The sequence below is a fragment of the Nitrobacter winogradskyi Nb-255 genome (genome assembly GCF_000012725.1).
GTDB classification, from domain to species: domain Bacteria; phylum Pseudomonadota; class Alphaproteobacteria; order Rhizobiales; family Xanthobacteraceae; genus Nitrobacter; species Nitrobacter winogradskyi.
On record NC_007406.1, the window covers coordinates 3,218,426 to 3,242,967 of the forward strand.

At 62.6% G+C, this 24,542-nt stretch carries 21 protein-coding genes; 5 read left to right on the forward strand and 16 right to left on the reverse strand.

Features of this window, described 5'->3' with window-relative positions; all coding sequences use genetic code 11:
• Nucleotides 1-53 precede the first annotated feature (53 nt).
• The 4 genes from NWI_RS15485 to NWI_RS15500 form a co-directional block, all read right to left on the reverse strand.
• Nucleotides 54-893 carry a shikimate dehydrogenase gene (locus NWI_RS15485; protein ID WP_011316149.1) on the reverse strand — a complete coding sequence of 280 codons (840 nt, stop codon included), beginning with the start codon at nucleotides 891-893 and terminating at the stop codon, nucleotides 54-56.
• A 205-nt stretch (nucleotides 894-1,098) separates the two neighbouring features.
• The gene (locus tag NWI_RS15490) at nucleotides 1,099-3,189 is read right to left on the reverse strand and encodes an elongation factor G (RefSeq protein WP_011316150.1); all 2,091 of its coding nucleotides are present in this window, start codon (nucleotides 3,187-3,189) and stop codon (nucleotides 1,099-1,101) included.
• A 311-nt stretch (nucleotides 3,190-3,500) separates the two neighbouring features.
• Nucleotides 3,501-4,049 (reverse strand): DUF992 domain-containing protein, encoded by a 549-nt coding sequence (locus NWI_RS17250; protein WP_011316151.1) that lies wholly within the window; start codon nucleotides 4,047-4,049, stop codon nucleotides 3,501-3,503.
• Between the two features lie 236 nt (nucleotides 4,050-4,285).
• Complete coding sequence (locus NWI_RS15500) at nucleotides 4,286-5,488, reverse strand: pyridoxal phosphate-dependent aminotransferase (RefSeq protein WP_011316152.1); 1,203 nt, start codon at nucleotides 5,486-5,488, stop codon at nucleotides 4,286-4,288.
• 438 nt (nucleotides 5,489-5,926) lie between these two features.
• Here NWI_RS15500 and NWI_RS15505 point away from each other — a divergent pair, with 438 nt between their 5' ends.
• Entirely contained in the window at nucleotides 5,927-6,577 is a 651-nt protein-coding gene (locus NWI_RS15505; protein ID WP_011316153.1) for a glutathione S-transferase family protein, read from the forward strand.
• Between the two features lie 569 nt (nucleotides 6,578-7,146).
• Nucleotides 7,147-8,295 carry a PQQ-dependent sugar dehydrogenase gene (locus NWI_RS15515; protein WP_011316154.1) on the forward strand — a complete coding sequence of 383 codons (1,149 nt, stop codon included), beginning with the start codon at nucleotides 7,147-7,149 and terminating at the stop codon, nucleotides 8,293-8,295.
• A gap of 41 nt (nucleotides 8,296-8,336) precedes the next feature.
• Here the strand turns inward: NWI_RS15515 and NWI_RS15520 are convergent, their stop codons facing one another.
• From NWI_RS15520 to aceA, 3 genes are all read right to left on the reverse strand, one after another.
• Nucleotides 8,337-8,891: a hypothetical protein gene (locus NWI_RS15520; protein WP_011316155.1), complete on the reverse strand. Its 555-nt coding sequence runs from the start codon at nucleotides 8,889-8,891 to the stop codon at nucleotides 8,337-8,339.
• 425 nt (nucleotides 8,892-9,316) lie between these two features.
• A complete protein-coding gene (locus tag NWI_RS15525; RefSeq protein WP_011316156.1) occupies nucleotides 9,317-9,523 on the reverse strand; it encodes a DUF4170 domain-containing protein in 207 nt (68 codons plus the stop codon).
• 27 nt (nucleotides 9,524-9,550) lie between these two features.
• The gene (gene aceA, locus NWI_RS15530) at nucleotides 9,551-10,858 is read right to left on the reverse strand and encodes an isocitrate lyase (protein ID WP_011316157.1); all 1,308 of its coding nucleotides are present in this window, start codon (nucleotides 10,856-10,858) and stop codon (nucleotides 9,551-9,553) included.
• 169 nt (nucleotides 10,859-11,027) lie between these two features.
• On the opposite strand from aceA, the gene NWI_RS15535 reads away from it, so the two are divergent.
• On the forward strand, nucleotides 11,028-12,479 hold the full coding sequence (locus tag NWI_RS15535; protein WP_011316158.1) for a helix-turn-helix domain-containing protein: 1,452 nt from the start codon (nucleotides 11,028-11,030) through the stop codon (nucleotides 12,477-12,479).
• A gap of 83 nt (nucleotides 12,480-12,562) precedes the next feature.
• On the opposite strand, the gene NWI_RS15540 is transcribed toward NWI_RS15535, so the two are convergent.
• Nucleotides 12,563-13,129 carry a c-type cytochrome gene (locus NWI_RS15540; protein ID WP_011316159.1) on the reverse strand — a complete coding sequence of 189 codons (567 nt, stop codon included), beginning with the start codon at nucleotides 13,127-13,129 and terminating at the stop codon, nucleotides 12,563-12,565.
• The gene (gene soxC / locus NWI_RS15545; protein WP_011316160.1) at nucleotides 13,116-14,393 is read right to left on the reverse strand and encodes a sulfite dehydrogenase; all 1,278 of its coding nucleotides are present in this window, start codon (nucleotides 14,391-14,393) and stop codon (nucleotides 13,116-13,118) included. Before soxC ends, NWI_RS15540 begins: the two co-directional genes overlap by 14 nt.
• 42 nt (nucleotides 14,394-14,435) lie before the next feature.
• On the opposite strand from soxC, the gene NWI_RS18070 reads away from it, so the two are divergent.
• Both NWI_RS18070 and NWI_RS15555 read left to right on the forward strand, forming a co-directional pair.
• The gene (locus tag NWI_RS18070; RefSeq protein ID WP_041345208.1) at nucleotides 14,436-14,681 is read left to right on the forward strand and encodes a hypothetical protein; all 246 of its coding nucleotides are present in this window, start codon (nucleotides 14,436-14,438) and stop codon (nucleotides 14,679-14,681) included.
• A gap of 76 nt (nucleotides 14,682-14,757) precedes the next feature.
• Nucleotides 14,758-15,261 (forward strand): DUF1993 domain-containing protein, encoded by a 504-nt coding sequence (locus NWI_RS15555; protein ID WP_011316161.1) that lies wholly within the window; start codon nucleotides 14,758-14,760, stop codon nucleotides 15,259-15,261.
• An 80-nt stretch (nucleotides 15,262-15,341) separates the two neighbouring features.
• Here the strand turns inward: NWI_RS15555 and glpD are convergent, their stop codons facing one another.
• The 7 genes from glpD to NWI_RS18370 form a co-directional block, all read right to left on the reverse strand.
• Nucleotides 15,342-16,916: a glycerol-3-phosphate dehydrogenase gene (glpD, locus tag NWI_RS15560; RefSeq protein WP_011316162.1), complete on the reverse strand. Its 1,575-nt coding sequence runs from the start codon at nucleotides 16,914-16,916 to the stop codon at nucleotides 15,342-15,344.
• 161 nt (nucleotides 16,917-17,077) lie between these two features.
• The gene (locus NWI_RS18365; RefSeq protein WP_041345701.1) at nucleotides 17,078-17,314 is read right to left on the reverse strand and encodes a hypothetical protein; all 237 of its coding nucleotides are present in this window, start codon (nucleotides 17,312-17,314) and stop codon (nucleotides 17,078-17,080) included.
• Between the two features lie 330 nt (nucleotides 17,315-17,644).
• Nucleotides 17,645-18,094: an acyl-CoA thioesterase gene (locus tag NWI_RS15570; RefSeq protein WP_011316164.1), complete on the reverse strand. Its 450-nt coding sequence runs from the start codon at nucleotides 18,092-18,094 to the stop codon at nucleotides 17,645-17,647.
• A gap of 49 nt (nucleotides 18,095-18,143) precedes the next feature.
• Complete coding sequence (locus NWI_RS15575; RefSeq protein WP_011316165.1) at nucleotides 18,144-20,234, reverse strand: 3-hydroxyacyl-CoA dehydrogenase NAD-binding domain-containing protein; 2,091 nt, start codon at nucleotides 20,232-20,234, stop codon at nucleotides 18,144-18,146.
• Between the two features lie 7 nt (nucleotides 20,235-20,241).
• Complete coding sequence (locus NWI_RS15580) at nucleotides 20,242-21,525, reverse strand: acetyl-CoA C-acetyltransferase (RefSeq protein WP_011316166.1); 1,284 nt, start codon at nucleotides 21,523-21,525, stop codon at nucleotides 20,242-20,244.
• Nucleotides 21,525-23,792 (reverse strand): acyl-CoA dehydrogenase, encoded by a 2,268-nt coding sequence (locus NWI_RS15585; RefSeq protein WP_011316167.1) that lies wholly within the window; start codon nucleotides 23,790-23,792, stop codon nucleotides 21,525-21,527. Before NWI_RS15585 ends, NWI_RS15580 begins: the two co-directional genes overlap by 1 nt.
• A 345-nt stretch (nucleotides 23,793-24,137) precedes the next feature.
• Nucleotides 24,138-24,542 (reverse strand): hypothetical protein, encoded by a 405-nt coding sequence (locus NWI_RS18370; RefSeq protein ID WP_244374934.1) that lies wholly within the window; start codon nucleotides 24,540-24,542, stop codon nucleotides 24,138-24,140.

The following is a 24,542-nucleotide window of genomic DNA, read 5'->3' on the forward strand; positions in this document are numbered from 1 at the left end:
CATGCGAACATCCATCTCCGGGTCAGGCTCGAGGACGTGTTTCGCCCGAAACGCTATAGAAGATCGGCTTCGACCAGCGCGCGCAACTCCTGCGTCACCGCGGGACGCAGTCCGAACCACAGTTCGAACCCGCGCACCGCCTGATGCAGCAGCATCCCGAGCCCGTCCGCGGTCCTGAGGCCCCGCGCCCGCGCCGCGGACAGCAATGGCGTTTCCAGGGGAACATAGACCAGATCGGCGACCACCGCATCCCGCGGCAGCAGCGCCAGTTCGATGTCCAGCGGCGGCTGCCCTTTCATGCCGAGCGAGGTGGTGTTGACGAGCAGGCCGACGCGCGGCAGCAAGTCGCCAAGCGTATTCCAGGCCGCCGGGATAACGGTCGCCCCAAACTGGTCCGCGAGCACCCGCGCCCTTTCCACCGTGCGGTTGGCGAGATGGATGCGCCCGATGCCGCGCTCGACCAGGCCGAAAACCACGGCCCGCGACGCCCCGCCGGCGCCCAGCACCAGCGCGTCCCCGGTGCGATCCCAGCTCGGCGCCGCAACGTCCAGATTGCTGATAAAACCCTCGACGTCGGTATTGGTGGACCGCAGAACGGCGCCCTCATAATAGAGCGTGTTGGCCGCGCCGACGGCTCGCGCGCGGTCATCCGGCTCCGTGAGTTGCAGCGCCCGCTCCTTATGCGGAATGGTGACATTGGCGCCCGCGAAGCCGTGCGTTGAAAGATGCATGACGAATTCAGCGAATCCCTCGGGCGGAATCGCCTCGATGCTGTAGCCCCCCGTTATTCCGTGCAAGCGCAGCCAATAGTGATGGATCAGCGGCGAGCGCGAATGCGCCGCGGGCCATCCGATCAGGCAGGCGGCCCGGCCTGTTGTCTCGGCTGTCATCATGGAATCCCGTCGCGTGACGCGCCCGACCATCGGGTCGGCCCGCCGGGATGGAATCATTCAAGCCGCGCCGCCTGTCAATGCCGCCGCCGGCCGCACTGCAACACGCAAAATTCCCGCCCCGCGCTCATGGCGCGGGCCGCGATCTTATCCGAAAGCCGGTTTCCACTTTCCGCTGGCGCGGCCCTTCGGGTCGGGATCCTGCTCTCTAAGCCGCCACGCGACGCGAGGCGATGATCTGGTCCGCGGTCCGCCCGGTGACTTCGGCCATGCGATCGAATTGCCGGGTAAAACCGCCCGCTCCCGCCGTCGCCGATCTCAGCTCGATGATGAGATCGCCGATCTCGGCTTCCGGCATCGTCGCGCGCACGCAGTCCCAGCCGGGCCAGCCCTCGCGGCTGTCGAAGCCAAGAATCTGGCCGCGGCGAGCCGACAGGATCGCGTTGACCTTTGCCGTCGCCTCACTCGGGCAGACGATCTCGACCACATCAATGGGCTCCAGCAGAACCGGCTGGCATTTCGGCAATGCCTCGGCGATCCCGATGCGGGCGGCGGTGCGGAACGCCTGGTCCGAGGAATCGACGCTATGGTAGGATCCGTCGGTCAGCGTCACCTGTACATCGGTCACCGGAAAGCCGAGCGGACCGCGCGCTAGTCCGTCCACCACGCCGTCCTCGACCGCGCCGATATAATTGCGCGGCACCGCGCCGCCGACAATCCTGTCGACAAAGACGAAGCCAGCGCCTCGTGACAGCGGTTGAATTTCCAGCAACACGTCGCCGAACTGGCCGTGCCCCCCGGACTGCTTCTTATGACGTCCTCGCTGGCTGACCGGCTTGCGGATCGCTTCCTGGTAGCCGATCGCTGGCGGATGCGAGGAAACATTGACGCCGAAACGGTCGCGCAGCCGTTCCAGCGCAACGCGCAAATGCATCTCGCCTTGCCCCCACAGCACGGTGTCGTGGGTCTGCGGGTTGTGAACGACGCCGAGCGAGGGATCTTCCTCGTTGAGCTTGCTCAAAGCCTGTCCGAGCTTGACGTCATCCTTGCGGTCGCCTGCGGCGAGCGCCATCGCAAGAACGGGCGGGGACGGCGCGATGCTGACCAGCGAGGGCGGCGCGGCCCTGGCGGTCGTCAGCGTATCGCCGGTCCTGACGGCCTCGAGCTTGCCCAACGCCACAACCTCACCCGCGCCCGCCGATGCGCGCTTGGTCTCTTGCGCGCCGGTGGCGGCGAAAATGCCGGATATCTTTCCTGCTTCGCCCGAGGACGCCTGCACCGCCGCGCCATCGTCGAAACGTCCGGTGAGCACCCGCGCCAGCGACAGCTTGCCGCCATGCTGGAGGTGCACGGTCTTGAACACGCAGGCCAAGGCCTCCTTGCTGCCAGCCACGCCCATGCGCTTGACGGTCTCGCCGATGCCGGGCGCTTCGTGGCGCAACGCTTTCATCAGCCGCATCACGCCGTTTTCGCGCGCGGCCGAGCCGAGCAGCACAGGGCAGATCCGGCCTTCCCGCAGTTCGCGGGCGAGGTCGTCGAACACCGCATCCTGTGGCGGCGCAATATCCTCGAGCAGTTGCTCCATCAGCGCGTCGTCGTGATCGGCGAGTTTCTCCAGCATCGAGAACCGCGCCTCCTTCTCGCGGTCGAGATCGCCGCCGTCCAGTTGGACGACCTCGGAGGCCATGTGCTCGCGGTAAACGAAGGCGCGTTCCAGCGCGAGATCGACAAATCCCGAGATCGAATCGCCGTTCCAGACCGGAATCTGCCGCAGCAGCAGCGGCGTTCGCGACGCCTGCTGCAACGTCGCCAGGGTTTCGCGAACGCCCTTGTTCGCCTTGTCGATCTTGTTGAGGAACAAAAAACGGGGAATATTCAGGTCTTCCAGTTCGCGCAGGATGATCTGCAACTGCGGCAGCTTGCGCTCATCCGCCTCGCACACTACCACCGCCGCATCGACCGCGGGAATCGCCGCGCGCATGTCGTGCGCGAATTCGATCGATCCCGGACAGTCGATAAAAGTGTAGTTTTCATCCATGAAGCAGGTGGTGGCCGGCGTAAGGGCGACCCCCATTCTGTGCTGGCGGGCCTCGGCGCTGGCGTCGCCGACGCTGGTTGCCTGATCGACGCTGCCTGCTTTGGGAATTGCGCCCGTTCGGGCAAGGATGGCTTCGAGAAGGGTGGTTTTACCGCTCTGGAACGGGCCCACCAGCGCAATGCACCGGGGACCCGACGCCTGAGTGCCTTGAGAACCCCTTTCTTGAGAAACCCCTTGGGGACTTCTGAGGTCTTGTCCCATCGCCGCCTCCTGTCTGGAAGTCGGCCCATGATTGGGTCGGCGATAGCGATGCTCCTCCCGCGAGCGGAATTTGGCAAGCGGGAAAACGCGTCGGGTGACCGGACCGATGGCGCCGAAAACGCAGGGTCCCGGTCGGGGAGGATGGGTTCGAAAGCTTTGCCTGAAACTAGAGCCTCGCTTCTGATGGAATCAGAAGAGGCTCTAGTTTGTTGTTTTGACGCGTTTTCTTCACGCGAACCGGTATCCACTTCGCTTGAAAACGCTCTAATAAGGCCCGCTTTCGCGGGCCTTATGGTGATCGTCCGATCCGATCAGCGATGGTGCCGATGACGGCGATGGTGATGACGATGCCGCTTGTAGCGTGGCGCCCCACGAACATCCGCCGGACGCAGGTCGACATCGACCACGCCAGCCGCGGCGCTGAAGCCGGTCTGGCCCTGCAGGCTCAGCGGCTGCAGAGAAATCGAATTACCGGAACCGCCGACCAGCAGGTTCGCACCGATCCCGACGCCGACCGTCGCGTTCGCTCCGACCCCGCCGAAATGGCCCGCCAGCGCGCCGCGGCCCAGCCGGCCGCCCGGCGCATGGACCATCCATGCCAGGCCGGTCTGCTGAGTGACGCCAAGGTCAAGGCCAAAGCGCTGGATGCGCGCGATGTACGGTTCAGGCGGCGCTCCGGTGCTGCTGCGGAAGATGCACTGAAGTTCCGTTGTCGAACCAACGATATAGCCTACGTGCTGGCCGCCTTCGCATTCGAGGACGCCGGCCTGGACCCCATGATGTTGATACTGGGCCTGGGCGCCCGCAACCGACGCGACGAGGGTCACGGCGGCCGCAGCGAGAAGTTTTGGGAAGTTCATGAATGATCTCCGCTTGGAATCGGTTGGGAATCGGTAAAGGTTTGGGACATTGATGGAACCGGCGTGTCCAAAACAAGGCGAACGCCACATTCAATACATCAACATGCCTGCACCTTGCTAAACCTTAGATGAACATCCTGACAAAACCTTTCGGGGCCGGATGCAGGCGTTGGCTTGCCGCGAACGCCGAAAGCCTGCTCGGGCGTCGGCCGATCGCGCGAAACCTTCGCAGGCGATCAGCGCAGACTGCCACAGAACCGCTGAATCCGTTTGCAGGCTTCTTCAAGATCCGCCGTCTTGGTCGCATAGGAGATACGAAACGCCGGCCCTAAGCCAAACGCCGACCCATGCACCACCGCGACGCCCTCGGCCTCCAGCAGTTCGGTGACAAAATCCTCGTCCGTCTCGAGCGTCTTGCCAGACGGCGTGGTCTTGCCGATGGCGCCGGCGCAGGACGGATAGACGTAGAACGCGCCTTCCGGCCGGGGACAATCTATGCCGCTGGCCTGGTTCAGCATCGCCACCACAAGGTCGCGGCGCTGCTTGAATACCTTGTTGTTCGCTTCGATGAACCCTTGCGGACCGTTCAGGGCTTCCACCGCCGCCCATTGTGAAATGGACGACGGGTTCGATGTCGATTGCGACTGGATCGTCGCCATCGCCTTGATCAGTTGCGCGGGCCCCCCCGCATAGCCGATGCGCCAGCCGGTCATGCAGTAGGCCTTCGACACGCCGTTGACCGTCAGGGTGCGATCGAACAGTTTCGGCTCGACCTGCGCCGGAGTGGTGAATTCAAACTCGTCATAGATCAGATGCTCGTACATATCGTCGGTCATGACCCAGACGTGGGGATGCTTCACCAGCACATCGGTCAGCGCCTTCAATTCGGCCCGCGTGTAGGCCGCGCCGGTCGGGTTCGACGGCGAATTGAGAATGATCCACTTGGTCTTCGGCGTGATCGCTCTTTCCAGAGCCTCGGGCTGCAGCTTGAATCCGAACTCCGCCGTGCAGATCACCGGCACGGGCTCGCCTCCCGCCAGCGCCACCATCTCGGGATAGCTGACCCAGTAAGGCGCGGGGATGACCACCTCGTCACCGGGATTGATGGTCGCCATCAGCGCGTTGTAGAGGACCTGCTTGCCGCCGGTGCCGACGATGATCTGGTTCGGCTGGTAGGTCAGTTCGTTGTCGCGCTGAAACTTGGCGATAATCGCCTGCTTCAATTCCGCAATGCCATCGACCGCCGTATATTTGGTCTTGCCCGCCTCGATGGCATGAACAGCGGCCAACTTGATATTGGCCGGCGTATCGAAGTCCGGTTCGCCCGCGCCGAGGCCGATGACATTTCGTCCCTCCGCTTTGAGCTGACGTGCCTTATCCGTGACCGCGATGGTCGCGGACGGCTTCACACGATCGAGCGCGGCGGACAGGAACGACATCGTCATCTCCTAGCAAGCGTGGCCGGTCACCCCTTCCACGCTACCTCATTGATTGGGATCGCGGCACATTAGTGTGCGTCACGTTGCGCCGCAAGAAGCTTGCGATCAACGTTTCCGCGGCGATGCCGTTTCAGGGAAAATCGAGCCGGACACCCGGAGCCTTTCGCTCGGATGGAAATTATTGGCCTCGTCCCGCCTCCCCGGATCACAACCACCTGATGCCCCCGGCACCCGCGATCGCTTTCATGGCGAATGAACTTTCCAAAAAATCCCGGATAACGGCAACTCCCGGCTCTTCGCGCGGCGCAGCTTGTCGTCCCCCTCAATATGTTTCAGAGTTCAGGTCTTGCGTCGGTTCGATGCCATCCTCATTCTCAGATGCGGAAATTATCAGATGCGAAGTCGGCAGCTTCACGGCGCGACATCGGGGCCACGCGAATGTACAAGCTTTATTCGATGCAGCGCTCGGGAAACAGCTACAAGGTTCGCCTCGCGCTGACTGTCCTTGACGTGCCTTATCATGCCATCGAAATCGACATCCTGCGTGGTGAAAGCCGCACGCCGGATTTTCTGGCGAAGAACCCGAGCGGACAGGTGCCGTTGCTGGAGGTCGCGGAGGGGCGTTACCTCGCGGAGTCCAACGCGATCCTGTGGTATGTCGCGATCGGAACCAGGCTGGCGCCGGATTCACCGATCGAGCGCGCCGAAGCGTTGCAGTGGATGTTCTTCGAACAGCACGCGCTGGAGCCCAATATCGGCGCGGCGTATTTCTGGCTGTCGCTGGTCAAGGGAGGTCGTGATCTGCAGACTCACGCCCTGGACGACTGGATGGAGCGTGGCTATGCGGCCCTCCAGGTCATGGAGAATCATCTCAGAACCCATGACTTTTTCGCCGCCGGACAACTGACCATCGCCGACATCGCGCTTTATGCCTACACCCACCTCGCCGACCAATGTGATTTCGACCTCACCACGTTCCCCTCTGTCCGCGCCTGGTTGCGGCGAATCGAACAGCAGCCAGGCTTTATAACCATGGACGGCAGCGCGGCTTCTTCAGGCAACGCCGCGGTCGGAATCGCAAGAGCCTGATCGGCGCGGCCGGCATCAATCCCAGAGCCAGCTTCGACATGACAGGTACGGAATGGCAGGTGCGGGAACCGCTTCTCCTCACGCGGCTCGCCCCAATGCTGCCCGCGACTGGTGAAAGATGGTCGAGGGCGGGGGTGATTCGCGCATGCTCGTGGAGATTCGACAATGAGGCGCTCGCCGGGGTCGAGCGGATGGTTTGGAGGACGCTTCGCGCCCGTCGCATCCGCGCGCCTGATCAACGCGGTTGCGGCTTCACTGGCAATCGCCGCTCTTGCGGTCTTCCTTTCCGTCGCTTTCGCAATGTTGTCGATCAACGTCGCGATGGCCACGCCAATCGGAACCTGAACCATTCCTTGCAGTTTACATCAGCCGCCCCGCGATTGGATGCGGCTACCCATGTCTTGGGAATCCGATCTCTGCCGTGGGCCCCTGTCGTGAACCGTAGCTCATTAGAGCGGCCGCCGGTCAAATGGAATCAGCTCCGCCGCTCCAGTTAATTGATTGAGCATCGGATTTATCCCGAAACCGGTTCCCACTTTCGGGTCCGATGCTCTAGCCAGGAGCGGCCGATGAAAACACCCTTCACGCGGGCTACGGCCATTCTGAGTGCAACCACGATTCTCTCGGCTTTCTTCACCACCGGCGCGCGCAGCGAAAGCAGGTCGTTCCGGTCTTCAGCCGGACCAATCGAGGTCTCGACCGTCGCCAGCGGCCTCGTCCACCCCTGGGGGCTCGCCTTGCTGCCGGACGGGCGGATACTGGTCACGGAACGGCCCGGACGCTTTCGTATCGTCAGCCGCGACGGCGATCTGTCGCCGCCGCTGAAGAATGTGCCGGGTGTTTGGGCGTCCGGCCAGGGCGGCCTGCTCGACGTTGTCCTGGACAGGTCGTTCGCGGACAACAAGACCCTCTATTTCTGCTTCGCGGAGCGGGTGGACGGCGGCGGACGAACCGCCGTCGCACGCGCCCGGTTGGGTGAGGATCGTCTTCAGGACGTCCGGATCATCTTTCGTCAGGAGGGCCCGCTATCGTCAGGCAATCACTATGGCTGCCGCATCGCACAAGCTGACGATGGCAACCTGTTCGTGACGCTCGGCGATCACTTCAGTCATCGTGACGAAGCGCAGAATCTCGCCAACCACCTCGGCAAAGTGATCCGCATCGCGCCGGACGGCTCGGCGCCCTCCGACAATCCGTTCGTCGGCCGCGCCGACGCCAGGCCCGAAATCTGGAGCTACGGCCACCGCAACGAACAGGGGCTCGCCATCCATCCCGTGACCGGCGGGTTATGGGAGGTCGAGCACGGCCCGCGCGGCGGCGACGAGGTCAACATCATCGGCAAGGGCAGGAACTACGGCTGGCCGGTGATCGGCTACGGCGTCGATTACAACGGCGCGAAGATCCATGCCGGCGCGTCAAGGGAAGGCATGGAGCAGCCGGTGAAATACTGGGCGCCGTCGATCTCGCCTTCCAGCATGGCCTTCTATACCGGCACATTGTTTCCGTCGTGGAAAGGAAGCCTTTTCATCGGCGCGCTCTCGGGGCGGATGCTGGTGCGCCTTTCGCTCCGGGGCGATGAGGTCATCGGCGAGGAACGCCTGCTGCAAGACCTCAATGAGCGCATCCGCGACGTCCGCCAGGCGCCCGACGGCGCGCTTTGGCTCCTGACCGACAGCAAGGCGGGACGCCTGTTGCGGGTATCGCCATCCGGGAAATAACGGCCGCGCAGGGATCCCCGCACCGCGCGTCCCTCACCGTCTCACGGCGTTCTGAGCGCGGCGAGCAGCGCAAAGCCGAAAAGCACGGCGACGCCTGCGATGAATCCGAACGCGAATGTCAGGTATCCGCGGCGCGGCTTCCTCGTCTCCGCCGGCTCCCACAGCGGCGTCGCCGACAGCGCACGCTCACGCTCGATCATGCGTCGCGCGACATAATCCGTGACGGCCTTGACGATCGCGGCCGCGTCATGGGATTCCGTGAGCACGATCCGGCCGTACCGGGTATCCTGAACAAAGCGGTACAGGCGCTTGTCACGTCCCATCACGACATGGGCGACGATGTCGATCCACAGCCGCGGGGTGTCTCCCTTGCTGATACCCCGATCGAACAGATCGATCTGATCCGGCACCTGCGCGAACAGCGGGTCCAGCGCCTCGTTCAGGATTTCAAGCCGGGCCGCTTCCGCGTCGCGCAGATCCACGACGACGCCCGTGCGATCGGCGGCCTCGATCCGGGCCTGCCACAGCGCGTCGCGCAACCGCCGCGGCTTCGCCGTTTCCGCCACGCCCCTTCCAATGATCGGTGAGTCCGACATCGGTCGCCTTTCCCGCAGATGCTGCCGCCTTTTAACCAGACGGTAACCATGTAACTTAGAGCGTTTTCGAGGGAAGTGGCTACCGGTTCGCGTGAAGAAATCGCGTCAAATCAAATCCGAGAGCTCCGCTACTGATTGAATCGGAAGCGGAACGGCTCTAGCAGCAACTCCGGTCGGAAAAAATGCCATTTATATTCAAACATTTACGGGTTGGCGACTACTTCAGCGGGGGACTCCGCCTGCTGGATGAACAACGGCCCCGCCCGATCTGCCGGGCAGGGCCGCTGCTTCCTTGGACGCTTCTCTTCTTTTTAGAGCATGATCCCGAAAAGTGGAAACCGGTGTTCGGATAAGATCATGCTCGATCAAAAAATTAGCTTGGGTCTGGTTCAACGCAGTTGAAGCAGACTCTAGATGGACGAGCTTCAGCCCGCCATGCGGTTCGGCTCTTCCACGATGGAGAAGCGCACGCCGGCGCGGTAGCGGTTCTCCTCGGACACGACCTTCCAGGCATCCTCCGCTTCCTGCCGCGTCTTGAACGGTCCCTGCACCTGAGCCGAGCCTTCCACCAGCTTGTGGAAGTTCATTGAACCAAATTCGCCGCCAATCACCCAGAAATTGCTACGGGTCATGAGAACCTCCTCGCGTGTTCAACCGCTTTACTCAGCGGCCTGAACGTTGATCGGTGAGCCCTGAGACTTGAACTGCGCGGCTTCCGTGGAATCGTGAAGCGCAGTGGTCGACGACTGGCCTCCCGTGATCGTGGCCGAAACCAGATCGAAGTAGCCGGTGCCGACCTCGCGCTGATGGCGGGTCGCCGAATATCCGAACTTCTCCGAGGCGAACTCGGCCTGCTGGAGACGGGAATAGGCGGCCATGCCTTCGGCCTTGTAACCGCGCGCCAGTTCGAACATGCCATGGTTGAGCGAGTGGAAGCCCGCCAGCGTGACAAACTGAAACTTGTAGCCCATCGCCGCGATTTCCTTCTGGAAGTGCGCGATCGCGGCCTTGTCGAGGTTGGCTTCCCAGTTGAACGAGGGCGAGCAGTTGTAAGCCAGCATCTTGTCCGGATAGACCTTCCTGACGGCTTCCGCGAACGCGCGCGCGCCTTCCAGGTCGGGCTTGGAGGTCTCCCACCACAAAAGATCGGCGTATTTCGCGAACGACAGCCCGCGCTTGATGCAATGGTCAAGGCCGGTGCCAGGCTTCAGGCGATAGAAGCCTTCCGCCGTGCGTTCGCCGGTGATGAACTCGTGATCGCGCTCGTCAATGTCCGACGTGATCAGCTTCGCGCTCTCCGCATCGGTGCGCGCCAGCACGAGAGTCGGCACCCCGCAGACGTCGGCCGCAAGCCGCGCCGCGATCAGATTGCGCTCATGCTCCGCGGTCGGGATCAGCACCTTGCCGCCCAAGTGCCCGCACTTCTTTTCCGATGCGAGCTGGTCCTCGAAGTGGACGCCGGCCGCGCCCGCCTCGATATAGGCTTTCATGATCTCGAACGCGTTGAGCGGCCCGCCGAAACCCGCTTCGGCGTCGGCGACGATAGGTACGAACCAGTCGATCTTCGCCCCACCCTCGGCGTGCTCGATCTGGTCGGCGCGCTGGAAGGTGCGGTTGATGCGGCGACAGAGTTCAGGACCGGCGTTAGCCGGATAGAGGCTCTGATCCGGATACATCGCGCCCGCGGTGTTGGCGTCGGCGGCGACCTGCCAGCCGGAGAGATAGATGGCGGGCAAACCGGCGCGCGCCTGCTGCATCGCCTGATTGCCGGTGACGGCGCCGAGCGAATTCACATAAGGCATTTCGTTGAGTTGCTTCCAAAGCCGGTTCGCGCCCCTCTCCGCCAGGGTATGCTCGATCTGGACCGAGCCGCGCAGCCGTTCGACGTCCTCCGGAGCATAGGGACGGCTGATCCCCTCAAACCGCCCCTTGGGGGCGAGAACGATCTGCTCAAAGGTCCGGGACATCCCTATCTCCAGTTCACTTTAATGACATTGCATCGCAAGATGCTTGGGATAGATAAACGCCAAATCGGATTGATCGTATAGATGTCTTGATTTCAAATCATGATGTTGTGTAACACCTTGCTATGTAATGTATGTTATTTTGTAAAAATTGTCACATGCGAGCATCGGCATGGCCAGCGATCCAGGCAAGAAACTCTTCGTCGGTCCCCGGTTTCGCCGTGTCCGCCAGCAGCTCGGGTTGTCGCAGACCCAGTTCGCGGAAGGGCTCGGCATTTCTCCGAGCTACGTCAACCTGATCGAGCGCAACCAGCGCCCGGTCACCGCGCAAATCCTTCTCCGCCTCGCGGAGACCTACGATCTCGACCTGCGCGATCTCGCTACCGCCGACGAGGACCGCTTCTTCGCCGAGTTGAACGAGGTCTTTTCCGATCCCTTGTTTCGCCAGATCGACATTCCCAGGCAGGAGTTGCGCGATCTGGCCGAACTCTGCCCCGGCGTGACCCATGCGCTGCAGCGCCTCTACGCCGCCTATACCGAGGCGCGGCGCGGCGAAACGCTGGCGGCGGCGCAGTTCGCCGGCCGCGACGACAGCACGGGCGCACGCTTCGAGGCCGACCCGATCGAGCGGGTTCGCGACCTGATCGAAGCCAACCGCAACTATTTCCCCGAGCTTGAGCAGGCCGCGGAGGCGCTGCGCGACGAAATCGACGTTCCCGCACAGGACCTGTTCGCCGCGCTGAGCGCGCGACTGCGAGAGAAACATTCGATTCAGACGCGCATCATGCCGGTGGATATCATGCGCGAGACGCTGCGCCGCTTCGACCGCCACCGCCGGCAACTCCTGATCTCCGAACTCGTGGACGGTCCCGGACGCGCCTTCCAGCTTGCATTCCATATCGCGCTCGCCGAATGCACGCCCGTTCTTGATGCGATCATCGCCCGCGCCGGCGCGCTCGACGACACCTCGCGCCAGCTCTATCGCATCACGCTCGCGAACTACTTCGCGGGATGCGCGCTGATGCCTTATCAGCCCTTCCTTGCCGCGGCGGAATCGCTCGGCTACGACCTCCATGTGCTGGCGCAACGCTTCAGCACCGGCTTCGAGCAGGTATGCCACCGCCTGACCACGCTGCAGCGGCCGAACGCCCGCGGCGTACCGTTCTTCATGCTGCGCGTCGACAACGCCGGCAATGTCTCCAAGCGATTTTCGTCCGGCACGTTTCCGTTCTCGAAGTTCGGCGGCACCTGTCCGCTGTGGAACGTCCACTCCACGTTCGACACCCCGGACCGTCTGTTGAAGCAGGTGATCGAATTGCCCGACGGCACCCGCTACTTCTCGGTCGCACAGATGGTGCGCCGGCCGGTCGCGCCGCATCCGCTGGCGCAACCACGCTTCGCTATCGGCCTGGGTTGCGAAATCCGCCACGCCGCAAGGCTTGTCTATGCTTCCGGGATGAACCTGGACAATGCCGAGGGCACGCCGATCGGCATCAACTGCCGCCTCTGCGAGCGGGAAAACTGCGCGCAGCGGGCCGACCCCCCGCTCACGCGCACGCTGATCCTAGACGAAAATACCCGCCGCATGACAAGCTTTGCGTTTTCGAATGCGCGGGAGGTGTGATCGGCGGCGTGTTCCCTGTCTCGCTATCACGCTGTAATACTCTGGCGTTCTACCAAACTTCCATAGAGCACTGTCGCGTGAGTTCATCTGTAAAGTTCAAGCTCAGGCCGGGCGTCTGGGATAAAACCATCCTTGTTAGGCATCTGCACTTTGGGCAGGCTCTTCGCGTCAATGGTCTCGGACGGTTTGATGATCCTGGCTTCCGAAAGGATGTAAGCGACCAGCGAATATACTTCGTCATCCTTGAGCGAACCGGGCGCGCTGAACGGCATCGTACGCTTGATGTAATCGAATAGCGTCGTTGCATACGGCCAGTAGCTCTCGACGGTCTTGACCGGCGTTTTGCCCGCAAGCGAGCCCCGCCCGCCAAGCAGACGATCACCACCAATGCCCGCGGCGGGATTGCCTTGCAATTTGTCGCTATGACAAGCTGCGCAAGTGCTGGCAAAAACTTCCACACCGGCTTTTGCCGTTCCGCTCCCCGCAGGAAGTCCATCGCCCGAAGGCGGGATCGAGAAATACTTGGCGGCCTCGTCCGCCGTCGCGGTCTGGCCGACACCGAAGTGACCGACCATCGATTGAGCGCCAGCGCTGCCGGAGAACAGGCAGACGCCGATCACGCAGCCGAACCATGAGTTACGCATGGACATTGGTCACATCCCCCGCCTCGCTGACAGCCCAGCTCTGAATCGCATTGAGGTGATAGATCGAACCGAACGATCCGTTATTCCCACGGATTGCGATGAGTTGCTCGAGAGTGGGCTGGACATAACCGGTCTCGTCAATGCAGCGGCTCTGCAGCACCGCACCCTTGCCGTCCCACATCCACGGGAAGCTGAAGCGCACCGTGCACATCGGCTCGGGCGGCGATTCAAGCCGCGCCGGGTACCAGGTCCTTCCCGAATCCAGCGAGACATCGACAGACTGGACCCGCCCGCGCCCTGTCCATGCAAGGCCTGTGATGTTGTAGAAACCCGGACCCGGCAGCTTCATCTCTCCCGATGGAAACGTGATGACCGACTTGGCCTCCATGTCCAGGCTGAAGATGCGCGCCTTACCGCTTCCTAGAAGGTCGGTATACTTCGCCGTCTCCTCTCGCGTCATGAATGGCTTGTCGCTGACTTGCAGTCTCCGAAGCCATTTGATGTGAGTGTTTCCTTCATAACCAGGAAGAAGAAGCCGCAAAGGATAACCTTGTTCGGGACGAATAGCTTCGCCGTTCTGTCCGTAAACGATGAGGGCGTCCTTAAGCATTTTCTCCAAGGGAATGCTGCGTGTCATGACGGCGGCATCGGCGCCTTCGGCCAGAACCCAGGCCGCACCTTCCTTCAGTCCCGTCTCGCGCGCGAAAGTCGCGAACTGAACACCGGTCCACTCGGATGTGCTGAGCAGTCCGTGCGTTCCTTGCACGGTCTTCATGGTCGGCTTGTTCCACTCCGTCAGACCGTTGCCAGAGCACTCGATGAAATGCTTGCGCGTCACCGAAGGCAGCCGCTTGATGTCGGCCATCGAGAACGTCATCGAGCGTTCCACCATGCCATGGATCAGCAAGTTGTGCTTCGCCGGATCGATCGTCGGGATTCCGCCGTGATGGCGTTCGAAGTGGAGTCCTGATGGCGTGATGTTGCCAACTCCCCTGCCGAGCGGAGTGAGACTCCATGAGGTGTTCTCGTTCGGCGTCGGATAGCGCATGCGGGCTTCAGTCTCGAACTGGGACCTCGTTCCATAGCTTCCGTCGACGACCGGCCGTCCTTGCACTTTGGTCGGATCGTCAGGCACATCGTAAAGAACTGCACCGGTCGGCGCTTTCAGCACCTCGGCATGGGCGATCGTGGCTGCTCCGGCTGCGCCGACGAGTGAGCCCGCCGCGAACAAAAAGCCGCGCCGGCTCGATGTCGTCCGACGCGGGAACATTCCATCCCTGCACTCGCAATCTTCCCGGAGCCGATCTGCAATATGACGCTGTTCGGTCAAGACCAACTGCTCAGCCATCCGGCGAGCCTTGTCGTCATAGACGACCTTTTTGTTGCCGTTCAAGTCGCCCTCCTTGAGAGATTTCACGATCAAGGGAGCGTCACGCTAGACTTCGCTTTGTTGCTCTTCAAGCCGCTCTCCTCAAGCGTGTTTTTTTGCTGTGAAAGCGGCGCAGATCATGCGATCGAGAGGTTAGGATTTCCGTCCATGGTGGAGGTTGCGATATAATAATCTCCCATCCACAGAAGCACATTCCACTGTTTCGCCGTCGGTTTCCGCATTACCGAACACACAAAGGCATTCCATGTCATTCCATGATTCCGCTTCGCCGGCCTTTCTGCAAATGCTAGGCGCTCTCTCCGACATCCTCAGGAAAGCCGAAGCCCATGCCAGCGCCCGGAAGATCGCACCCGAAACGCTGCTCACCGCGCGGCTCTATCCGGATATGCTGCCGCTGACGCGCCAGATTCAAATCGCCTGCGATTTCGCCGTGAAGACCTGCGCGCGACTGAGCGGCTCGGAAGTACCGAGCACGCCGGATACGGAAAAGACCTTTGACGAGTTACAGCAGAGGATCGCGAAGGCAACGGATTACGTCAGGAAACTGCCGCCCGATAAATTCGACGGCGCGGAAGATCGCGAAATCACCTTTCCGGCGGGGCGCGACCAGACCATGACTCTGAAGGGTCAGCAGTATCTCAGCCACTTCGCCTTGCCGAATTTCTATTTCCACGCGACCACCGCATACGACATCCTGCGTCACAACGGCGTCGAACTCGGCAAGCGGGATTTCATGGGCGTGAAATAGGAAGGCTGGCTCGGGCATTTGAATGGCGGGAATGCTTCCGGTTTCGCGCGCGTTTGTTTCGCATCACCTTGCAATGATGCTCATGGGCGCGCTTCCGCCTCCCTCAAGCGTCCCTCCGTCTGCTCCGCGAACCAGGTCTCAAGCGCGGCGACGTCTGCCACCGACATCCGCAAGCCAAGCTTGGAGCGTCGCCAGATAACATCCTCCGCGGTGCAAGCCCATTCGTTGGTCATGAGATAGCGGACCTCGCGTTCCGTGAGCGTGGCCCCGAATTCGCGGCCCAGATCCGCCATCGTTTTCGCCGTCCCCAGCATCGCGGCGGCGCGGGAGCCATATGCGCGCGCAAGACGGCGCGCGTGCGCCAGCGTCAGAAAAGGATAGCCTCGCATTAGATCGGCCGGGATCCCCTCAACCGCGGAGACCTCCATGTCTCCGCCGGGCAGCGCCGCCTTCGACGTCCAGCCCTCGCGCGCCTTTGTCCCCTTCAGATAGGGTGACAGCTTTTCCAGCGCCTCTTCGGCAAGCCGGCGATAGGTCGTGATCTTGCCGCCATAGACCGACAGCAGCGGCGCGCCTTCAGGCGTATCGAGTTCAAAAGCGTATTCACGGGTAGCGGCCTTGGCCTCGCTCGCGCCGTCATCATAGAGAGGCCGCACCCCGGCATAGGACCAAACGACATCCCGCGGCGCGACCTGTTTCGCCAGATACTCGCTGACCGAGGCGCAGAGATAGGCGATTTCCTCATCCGACGCCTTCACCCTGGCGGGGTCCCCCTCATAGTCGCGATCCGTGGTCCCGATCAGGGTGAAGTCATCCTGATAGGGAATGGCGAACACGATCCGGCCGTCGCTGTTCTGGAAGATGTAGGCGCGGTCGTGATCGTAGAGCTTGCCGACCACGATATGCGACCCCTGCACCAGCCGCACCCGCGCGCGGCTGTTGACGCCGGCGCCCAGCCGCAGCACCTGTTCGATCCAGGGCCCGCCCGCGTTGACCAGCACTCGCGCGGCGATCGTGCTGCGTTCGCCGCTTCGTGTATCCTCGACCGTGACGCGCCAGAAGCCGTCGGACGGACGGGTCTCGACCGCGCGCGTCCGGGTCCGGATATCGGCTCCGCGATCGGCCGCATCGCGCGCTGTCAGAATGACGAGACGGGCATCGTCGACCACGCAGTCGGAATATTCGAAACCCTTATGGTAGCGGCCCGGACTCAGCGGCTTTCCGACCCGATCGCGCGCAAGGTCAACCGAGCGCGTCGGTGGCAACAGCTTTCGGCCTCCGATATGATCGTAAAGGAAGAGGCCGAACCGCAGCAGCCATGCCGGCCTCAGGCCGGCGTGATGCGGCAGCACGAAGCGCGCCGGATGAATGATGTGAGGCGCGATCCGCCAGAGGATCTCGCGCTCGATCAGGGCTTCGCGAACCAGGCGGAACTCGTAATATTCCAGATAACGCAGTCCGCCATGCACCAGCTTGGTCGATCCTGACGAGGTGCCACTCGCGAGGTCGTTCATTTCACACAGGAAGACCGAGTTGCCACGCCCGGCCGCGTCGCGCGCGATCCCGCAGCCGTTGATGCCGCCGCCGATGATAGCGAGGTCGTAAACCTGACCCACGGGCGCACCCTCCTCCATCATCTTATATGAAAGCGTCATCGAACCGGTTTGTGCCCAACGACGATCGTCTCGATTGCGAGGATAGCGACAATCGTGAGGCAGCAGCACCGAAGGCGCGGGACACCCCACGCCTGACATATGCCATGGTGCTGATGTTTGCCCAAGCGGTCAACGCAGTTTCTGCGTCGGCCTATGCCCCGTCAAAAAGGAAGCTTGGGCAGAGCGCGTCGCAGCGATTTCACGAACTCGGGACAGGCGGGCTTCTTGGACAACGCGCGATTCTTCGCCGCTCGCTCCGCGTCACGGGCACTGCGAAACAACCTGCCGTCGAGGGAGCTGAACCGCTGCGAGGCCGAGAAGAACCGGAACCCGGCGCGATCACGCACCACGATGCCTGCGGACTCTGAACCGACTTCGATGATGTAGCTTTTCGACATGTCCCACTCGCATTTTTTCGGCCTCAAGGCCGCGCCGATAACGGGCAACTGGGTGAAACGTTCCCTGTCGTTCAGTGGGTCATATGAGCATGATTCTGGGCAATACAACCTGGAATATGTCTAGAGTGAGCCGCCACCTCACGGAAACGTGAACAGGCCCATGTTTCTGATTCCTTGGGCATTCTTCAGGCGAACCGGTTTTTTATCCTGGTGCCGGGCGTGACAGGATATTTCGTTCAAAACGCGGCAAGCTGATGGCAGGTTGTACTTCGTGGCGGCAAGCCACGGCCAGGCCGACTGAAACGAGCGAATCGAAAAACGCCGGTTCGACTACGCCGGATTCGGCAGGCCGGTCTGGGGGATTTCCCGTGGCCGGCCGTTATCGTCGATCGCGACGTAGGTGAATTTGCCGTCGGTAACGAGGATGAACTGCTTCTCCTTGCGGCGCATCACCCAGGCTTCCAGATGCACCGCGATGGAGGTCCTGCCGACCCGGATCAGTGTGGCGTGTACGGAGACCAGATCCCCGACATAGACAGGCTTGCGAAAATTCATGGCCTCGATCGCCACGGTCACGGTGCGGGACTTCGCGAGCTTGGAAGCGAAGACGCCGCCGCCGATGTCCATCTGGCTCAATAGCCAGCCGCCGAAAATGTCGCCGTTCTGATTGGTGTCGGCGGGCATCGCCAGCGTGCGGATGCAAAGTTCGCCGAGCGGCGCGGTGTCGGCGATCGGCCGCGCGTGAGCGGCTGTCGGGTCGGTCATGGCCGTGTCTGTCATCCGTTGATCCGAAACAAGGTCACGCGTCGTCTTACTTGCACGCGTCGTCTTACTTGAATGAGTCCCAGCCGGGGTCCGGCGCAAAGCGAACGCCGAACTTCTCCGCGAGCCCGCGCAGATTGGCGGCGACATTCTCCGCGCCCCGGGTCCGCGCATATTTCAGCGGACCGCCGCGGAACGGAGCGTAGCCGGTGCCGAAGATCATGGCTCCGTCGACCAGGTCGGGATCATCGACGATGCCTTCGCGCAGGCACGCGACGCAGACGTTCGATATCGGCAGCATCAGGCGATCGATGATCTCGGGCTGAACCTGCACATCACCGGCCTCGCCCTTGTCGGCCTTGCCTTCGCGCCAGTCATAAAAGCCCTTGCCGGTCTTGCGGCCAAGCTCGCCCTTCGCAACCTTCTCGCGCAGCCAGTCCGGCGGCTGGGGGAGAGCGTCGCCGAACTTCGAACGCAGTTCGTCGCCGACGGCAAGGCAGATATCCAGCCCCACCTGGTCGGCAAGCTCGATCGGTCCCATCGGCATGCCGAATTTCTCCGCCGCCGCATCGATCACCGTCTTGTCGATCTTCTCATCCAGCATGACCATGGCTTCGAGCATGTACGGCGTCAGCGCGCGGTTGACGAGGAAGCCCGACGAGCTCTGCACCGGCAACGGCAGCCGGTCGATCGCCCCGACGAACGCCATGGCCTGTTTCAGCACCTGCAGGTCGGCGGCATCATGGCTGACCACCTCGACCAGTTGCAGCCGCGACACCGGATTGAAGAAATGCAGGCCCACCAGGCGCTCAGGGCGTTGCAACGTGGCGCGCAACTCCTGCAGCGGAATGCTCGAGGTGTTGGTGGCGAGGATCGCGCCCGGCTTCATTTTTGGCTCGATCGCGGCATAGACCTTCTGCTTCAGCTCGAGCTTCTCGGACACCGCCTCGATGATCAGATCCGCCTGACGCACGCCGTCGCCGCTCAGGTCGGGCACCAACCGATCAAGCCTGTCGCGGATACCGGTCCGCTTGCGGACGATCTTGCCGTAAAGACCGGCCGCGCGCTTGATCGCGGCGGCGATCGGTTCCGGCTTCATGTCCGCGAGCGTCACCCGGATATCCTGATGCGCGCACCACGCGGCGATGTCGCCGCCCATGGCGCCCGCGCCGATGACGTGCAGATGCTTCACCGTGTTGCCGCTGCCCGCGAGCTTCTTCATCTGCTCGCGGAGGAAGAACACCCGGATCAGGTTCTGCGCCGTCGACGTCACCATCAACTCGGCGAAGGATCGCTTCTCGGCCGCCAGCATCGCAGCCTTGCTGCCGCCGTGCTTTTCCCAGAGATCGATCAGCGCGTAGGGAGCGGGGTAATGCTCCTGCGGGGCCGCCTTCGCGGCCTCACGGCGCATTCGCGTGCCTAGAAAGCCGCGAACGGGACCGAGATTCAGCAGCCCGTTGAGCACGCTCGGCCGGCCACGCTTGAGCCGGCCGGCCACCGCATCCTTCACCGCGTTGCGGACGTGGCGCTCCTGCGTCACCGCATCGGCAAGCCCGAGCGATTTCGCTTTCCGCGCGTCGATGGTCTTGCCGGTCAGCATCAGCGTCATCGCCTGCATCGGGTTGACCAGCCGGGTAAAGCGCACCGTCCCGCCGAGCCCGGGATGCAGACCGAGCATCACTTCGGGGAAACCGAACCGCGCATTGTCGATGGCGATCCGGGTCCGGCACGCCAGCGCCACCTCAAGCCCGCCGCCGAGGCAGAAGCCGTGAATCACGGCGACGGTCGGAATCTTCAGGGCTTCCAGCCGATCGATGATTGCGTGGGCGCGGCCGATCGTCGTCTCGACCTCGCCGGGATCGGCGGCGCCGCGAAACTCGTTCACGTCGGCGCCCGCGATGAAGCCGGAGGTCTTTGCCGAACGGATCACCACTCCGGCGGGAGTCTGGTTTTCCAGCACGGTCAGAATCGCGGCGAATTCCTCCATCACCTCCGCCGACAGCGTGTTGGCGCTGGAATCCTTGCGATCAAACAGAACCCAGGCCACGCCATCGCTGTCACGGGTCAGCTTGAAATGGCGATAGGGACCGCCTGCGCCGGGTTTCGGCCCGAGTTCCAGCACGCGATCCTGAAGAACGTCCAATACTTTCGAATTCATGACGCCCTCACACCATCTCGACCAGCATGGCGCCGCCCAGCCCGCCGCCGATGCACTCCGTGGCAATCCCGCGCTTCGTGCCGAGCCGCTTCATGGCATTGACAAGGTGCAGCACGATGCGGTTACCCGAAGTGCCGACGGGATGACCAAGGCTGACCGCGCCGCCATCGACATTGAGTCTGGCGCGATCAATCGCGCCGGCGGCCCCTTCGAGCCCGAGCACGTCGCGGCAGAACTTCTCGTCCTCCCACGCGGCGAGGCAGCCGAGCACCTGCGTCGCGAATGCTTCATTGAGCTCCCAGGTCTCGATGTCCTGCAGCGACAGCTTGTTGCGATTCAACAGTTCGGTCGCCGACAGCACCGGCCCCAATCCCATGACTGAAGGATCCAACCCCGACCACTGGCTGTCGATGATCATCGCCTTCGGCTCAAGGCCGTGTTTGATGACGGCGTCCTCTGATGCGAGAATCGTCCAGCAAGCGCCGTCGGTGATCTGCGACGAGTTGCCGGCGGTGACCTGGCCCCACGGCCGCTCGAACACCGGCTTCAGCTTCGCCAGCGATTCCATCGATGAATCAGGGCGCACGCCATCGTCGTGATCGTAGAATCTGCCGTCGCGCGCGAAGGCGGTTTCCAGTTCGCCTTTCAGCCAGCCTTCGGCCTGCGCCTTCGCCAGGCGCTTGTGGCTCTCGACGGCGTAGGCGTCGGACTGCTCGCGCGTGATCCCGAAAAGATGACCGACCACCTCGGCGGTCTGGCCCATGTTGAGTTCGGTGATCGGATCGGTCAGCCCGCGCTCAAGTCCGATGACCGGCTTGAAGTAGGGCGGCCGCGCCTTGGCGATCGCCTTTACCTTCTCGACAATACCCTTGGCGGCGGCGACGCCGGCAAACCAGCGTACGCCCTGCTGCGGCCACACCAGCGGCGCATGGCTCAGCGCCTCCGCGCCGCCGGTCAGAATCAGGTTGGCGTCACCGTCGCGGATGTAGCGGTAGCCGGTGTCCATCGACTGCATGCCCGAGCCGCAGTTGATCTGCACCGTGAACGCCACCATCGCCTCGCCCATGCCGAGTCGCAACGCGGCGACGCGGGCCGGGTTCATCTCATCGGCGATGACGTTGACGCAGCCGAGGATGACTTGATCGAACGCCTCGGGCGCGAACGGCTGCCGCGCCAGGAGCGGCCGCCCGCATTGCACCGCCAGATCGACCGGCGTGAACGGTCCCGGACCGCCCCGCGCCTTCAGGAACGGGGTTCGGCTGCCGTCGATGATATAGACCGGGCGCACCATCAGCCTGCCGCCCTCGCCTCAGTCTGCTCGTGCACGACCTGCACGCTGACGGGCTCCTCCTTCTGGGGCGACAATGCTTCCGGCGCGAAATCGTCGACCTCGATGACACGGGCCACCGCCTCCTGCGCCGCGTTGTGCTGCTCGGCTTCGGCCTGGGTGATGACGCGCTGCCTGACGGCGGCATCCGCGTCGCGCAGGCGCGCCCCGCGCATCCGCTTGAACACATCCTCGGCGGCGGTAACCAGCAGGAATGCCTTTTCCAGCCGGGCCGGCCCGCTGTCATCATCGACATTCGACAGTCCCTGCGTCAGCCGATCGCGCGCGACGGAGGGCTCCAGCACCAATTGGGCGCAGGCGTGGATGACCTTGTCGCTCGGACCACGCGCCTGCGCGCCGAGCGGCTGGATCATGAATTTGAGCATGATCGCGACAACGCGGTTCGGCAGGTTCGCCAGGATGTCGGCGAACCGCTGCTCGATGGTGCGGAAACCGGTCGCCATGCACCATTCGACCAAAGCGAGATCAGCCTGCTGACGGCCCTCCTCGTGCCAGCGCTTGAGCACCGCCGACAGGAGATACAGTTCGGAAAGAATGTCGCCGAAACGTGCGGACAGCATCTCCTTGCGCTTCAATTTGCCGCCGAGCGTCAGCAGCGCCATGTCGGCGCAGAGCGCGAAAGCCGCCGAATAGCGCGAGAGCTGGCGATAGAATCCGGTCACCGCGCCGGCGTCATCCGGCGCGGGCGCGAAGGCCCCGCCGCTCCAGCTTCGGCCCCAGGCGCGGAACAGCGTTCTGAAGCTGTGGACGATGTGATCCCAGAAGGTCTTGTCAAAGGTGTCGAGACCTCTGGCCTTATCCGTGTCGCCGAGCGCATTCATCTCGTGCAGCAGGTAGGGATGCGCCCGGATCGCGCCCTGCCCGAAGATGATGAGATTGCGAGTCAGGATGTTGGCGCCTTCCACGGTGATCGAGACCGGCACCCCCCGATAGAGATTGCCGAGATAGTTTTGGGGCCCGTCGATCACCGCCTTGCCGCCATGGATATCCATCGCATCGTCGATCACGGTGCGCAGCCGCTCGGTGGCGTGCAGCTTCATGATGCCGGAGATGACGGCGGGATGGTGGCCCTCATTGAGCGCAGCGCAGGTCAGCCGCCGCGCCGCATCGATCAGATAGGCCGTGGCGGCGATCCGGGCCAGCGGCTCCTCGACGCCCTCGAACTTCCCGATCGGAATGCCGAACTGTTCGCGGATGCGCGCATAAGCACCGGCGGTGCGCGCGGCAAACGCCGCGCCCGCGGCCGACAACGAGGGCAGCGAGATGCCGCGCCCGGCGGCCAGCGCCGTCATCAGCATCTTCCAGCCCTGCCCCAGGCGTTCCTTGCCGCCGATGACATAGTCCAGTGGGATGAAAACGTCTTTTCCCCAGTTCGGACCGTTCTGGAATACCTGCATCGCCGGCAGATGGCGGCGGCCGATCGACACACCCGGCAGATCGGTCGGGATCAACGCCACGCTGATGCCGAGGTCCTCCTGCGTGCCGATCAGATGATCCGGATCAAAGGCCTTGAAGGCGAGGCCGAGCAGCGTCGCCACCGGCCCCAGCGTGATGTAGCGCTTGTGCCAGTTGAGCCTGAGCCCAAGCACCTCGCGCCCCTCGAACATGCCTTTGCAGATGATGCCGGTGTCGGTCATCGCCGCCGCGTCGGAGCCGGCTTCCGGGCTGGTGAGGCCGAAGCACGGGACGTCGCGTCCGTCGGCCAGGCGCGGCAGCCATTTGTTCTGTTGATCCCTGGTGCCGAAACGCATCAGCAATTCGCCGGGGCCGAGGGAATTCGGCACCATCACCGTGACTGCGGCGACCAGCGAACGCGATGAAATCTTCCGCACGACTTCCGAATGCGCGTAAGGCGAAAATCCGAGGCCGCCATGCTCTGTCGGAATGATCATGCCGAAGAATTTTTTCTGCTTGATGAAATCCCAGACTTCCGGCGGCAGATCGCGCAATTCCCAGTTGATCTTCCATTCGTCGAGCATGGCGCACAGTTCGTCCACGGGACCGTCGAGAAATGCCTGCTCTTCCGCCGTCAGCGTCGCAGGCGGCGTATCAAGAAGCTTCGACCAGTCCGGATTGCCGGTGAACAGGTCGGCATCCCACCAGACATCCCCCGCTTCCAGCGCCTCGCGCTCGGTATCGGACATCGAGGGCAACACACGGCGCGCCCAGGAGAAGATCAGCTTGGAGATCACGTCACGGCGAAAACTCATCGCAATGTCCTCTTGTTCGGGTAATCGACGCCGTCGAGCTGGTTCGGGATCGCTACAGGCAATGATCCTACACCCATAAGGGGAATATCTTTAGAATAGGGAAAGGCCGGCTTCATTTCATGTTTCATCTAAAATTAAACGAAAAATGGCCCGCCGAGCCTGAAGAGCCGAGCGCAAGGCCTGGTTGCGAGACATTTTCCGCTCGCGTCTATTGGTAAAATTTTAATCCTGTCCTCCGAAGATACCGCAGATTTGCGAAGATTCCGCAGATTCGAACGGTTCCTGTGTTCGCGCCCGCGAGGCCTTCTCGCCACCCCGCCGCGCATCGAAGCACGACGTTCTGACTCAATCTTTACTGAGAGACCAAATCAACGACTGGCTCTCGATCAACAGAGAACGGTTGATCGGCGTTTTACCTGCATCGGAAGGATCCGAATAATGAAGGCGAAGATAAGCGTTATATTGCCCGCGATCGTCTCCGCACTCGTCATGATAGGCGCCCTTTCCGCCGGAATCATGGCCTATCAGGCATACGAACAGCGACAGCAATCCGAGGCGTTCCTCGAAGTGAACCACATCTCGCAATTGCTGTTGCGAAGCGCGGGACAATGGGCTGTGGAGCGCGGATTGACCAACGCTCCTCTCATGTCGCCCGATGCCCTGCCCGCTGAACGCCGCCCTCAGATTCTTGAAGCACGGCAAACCGCCGATCGCGCATTTTCCGAGGCTGCTCGACTTCTGCGCGAACAT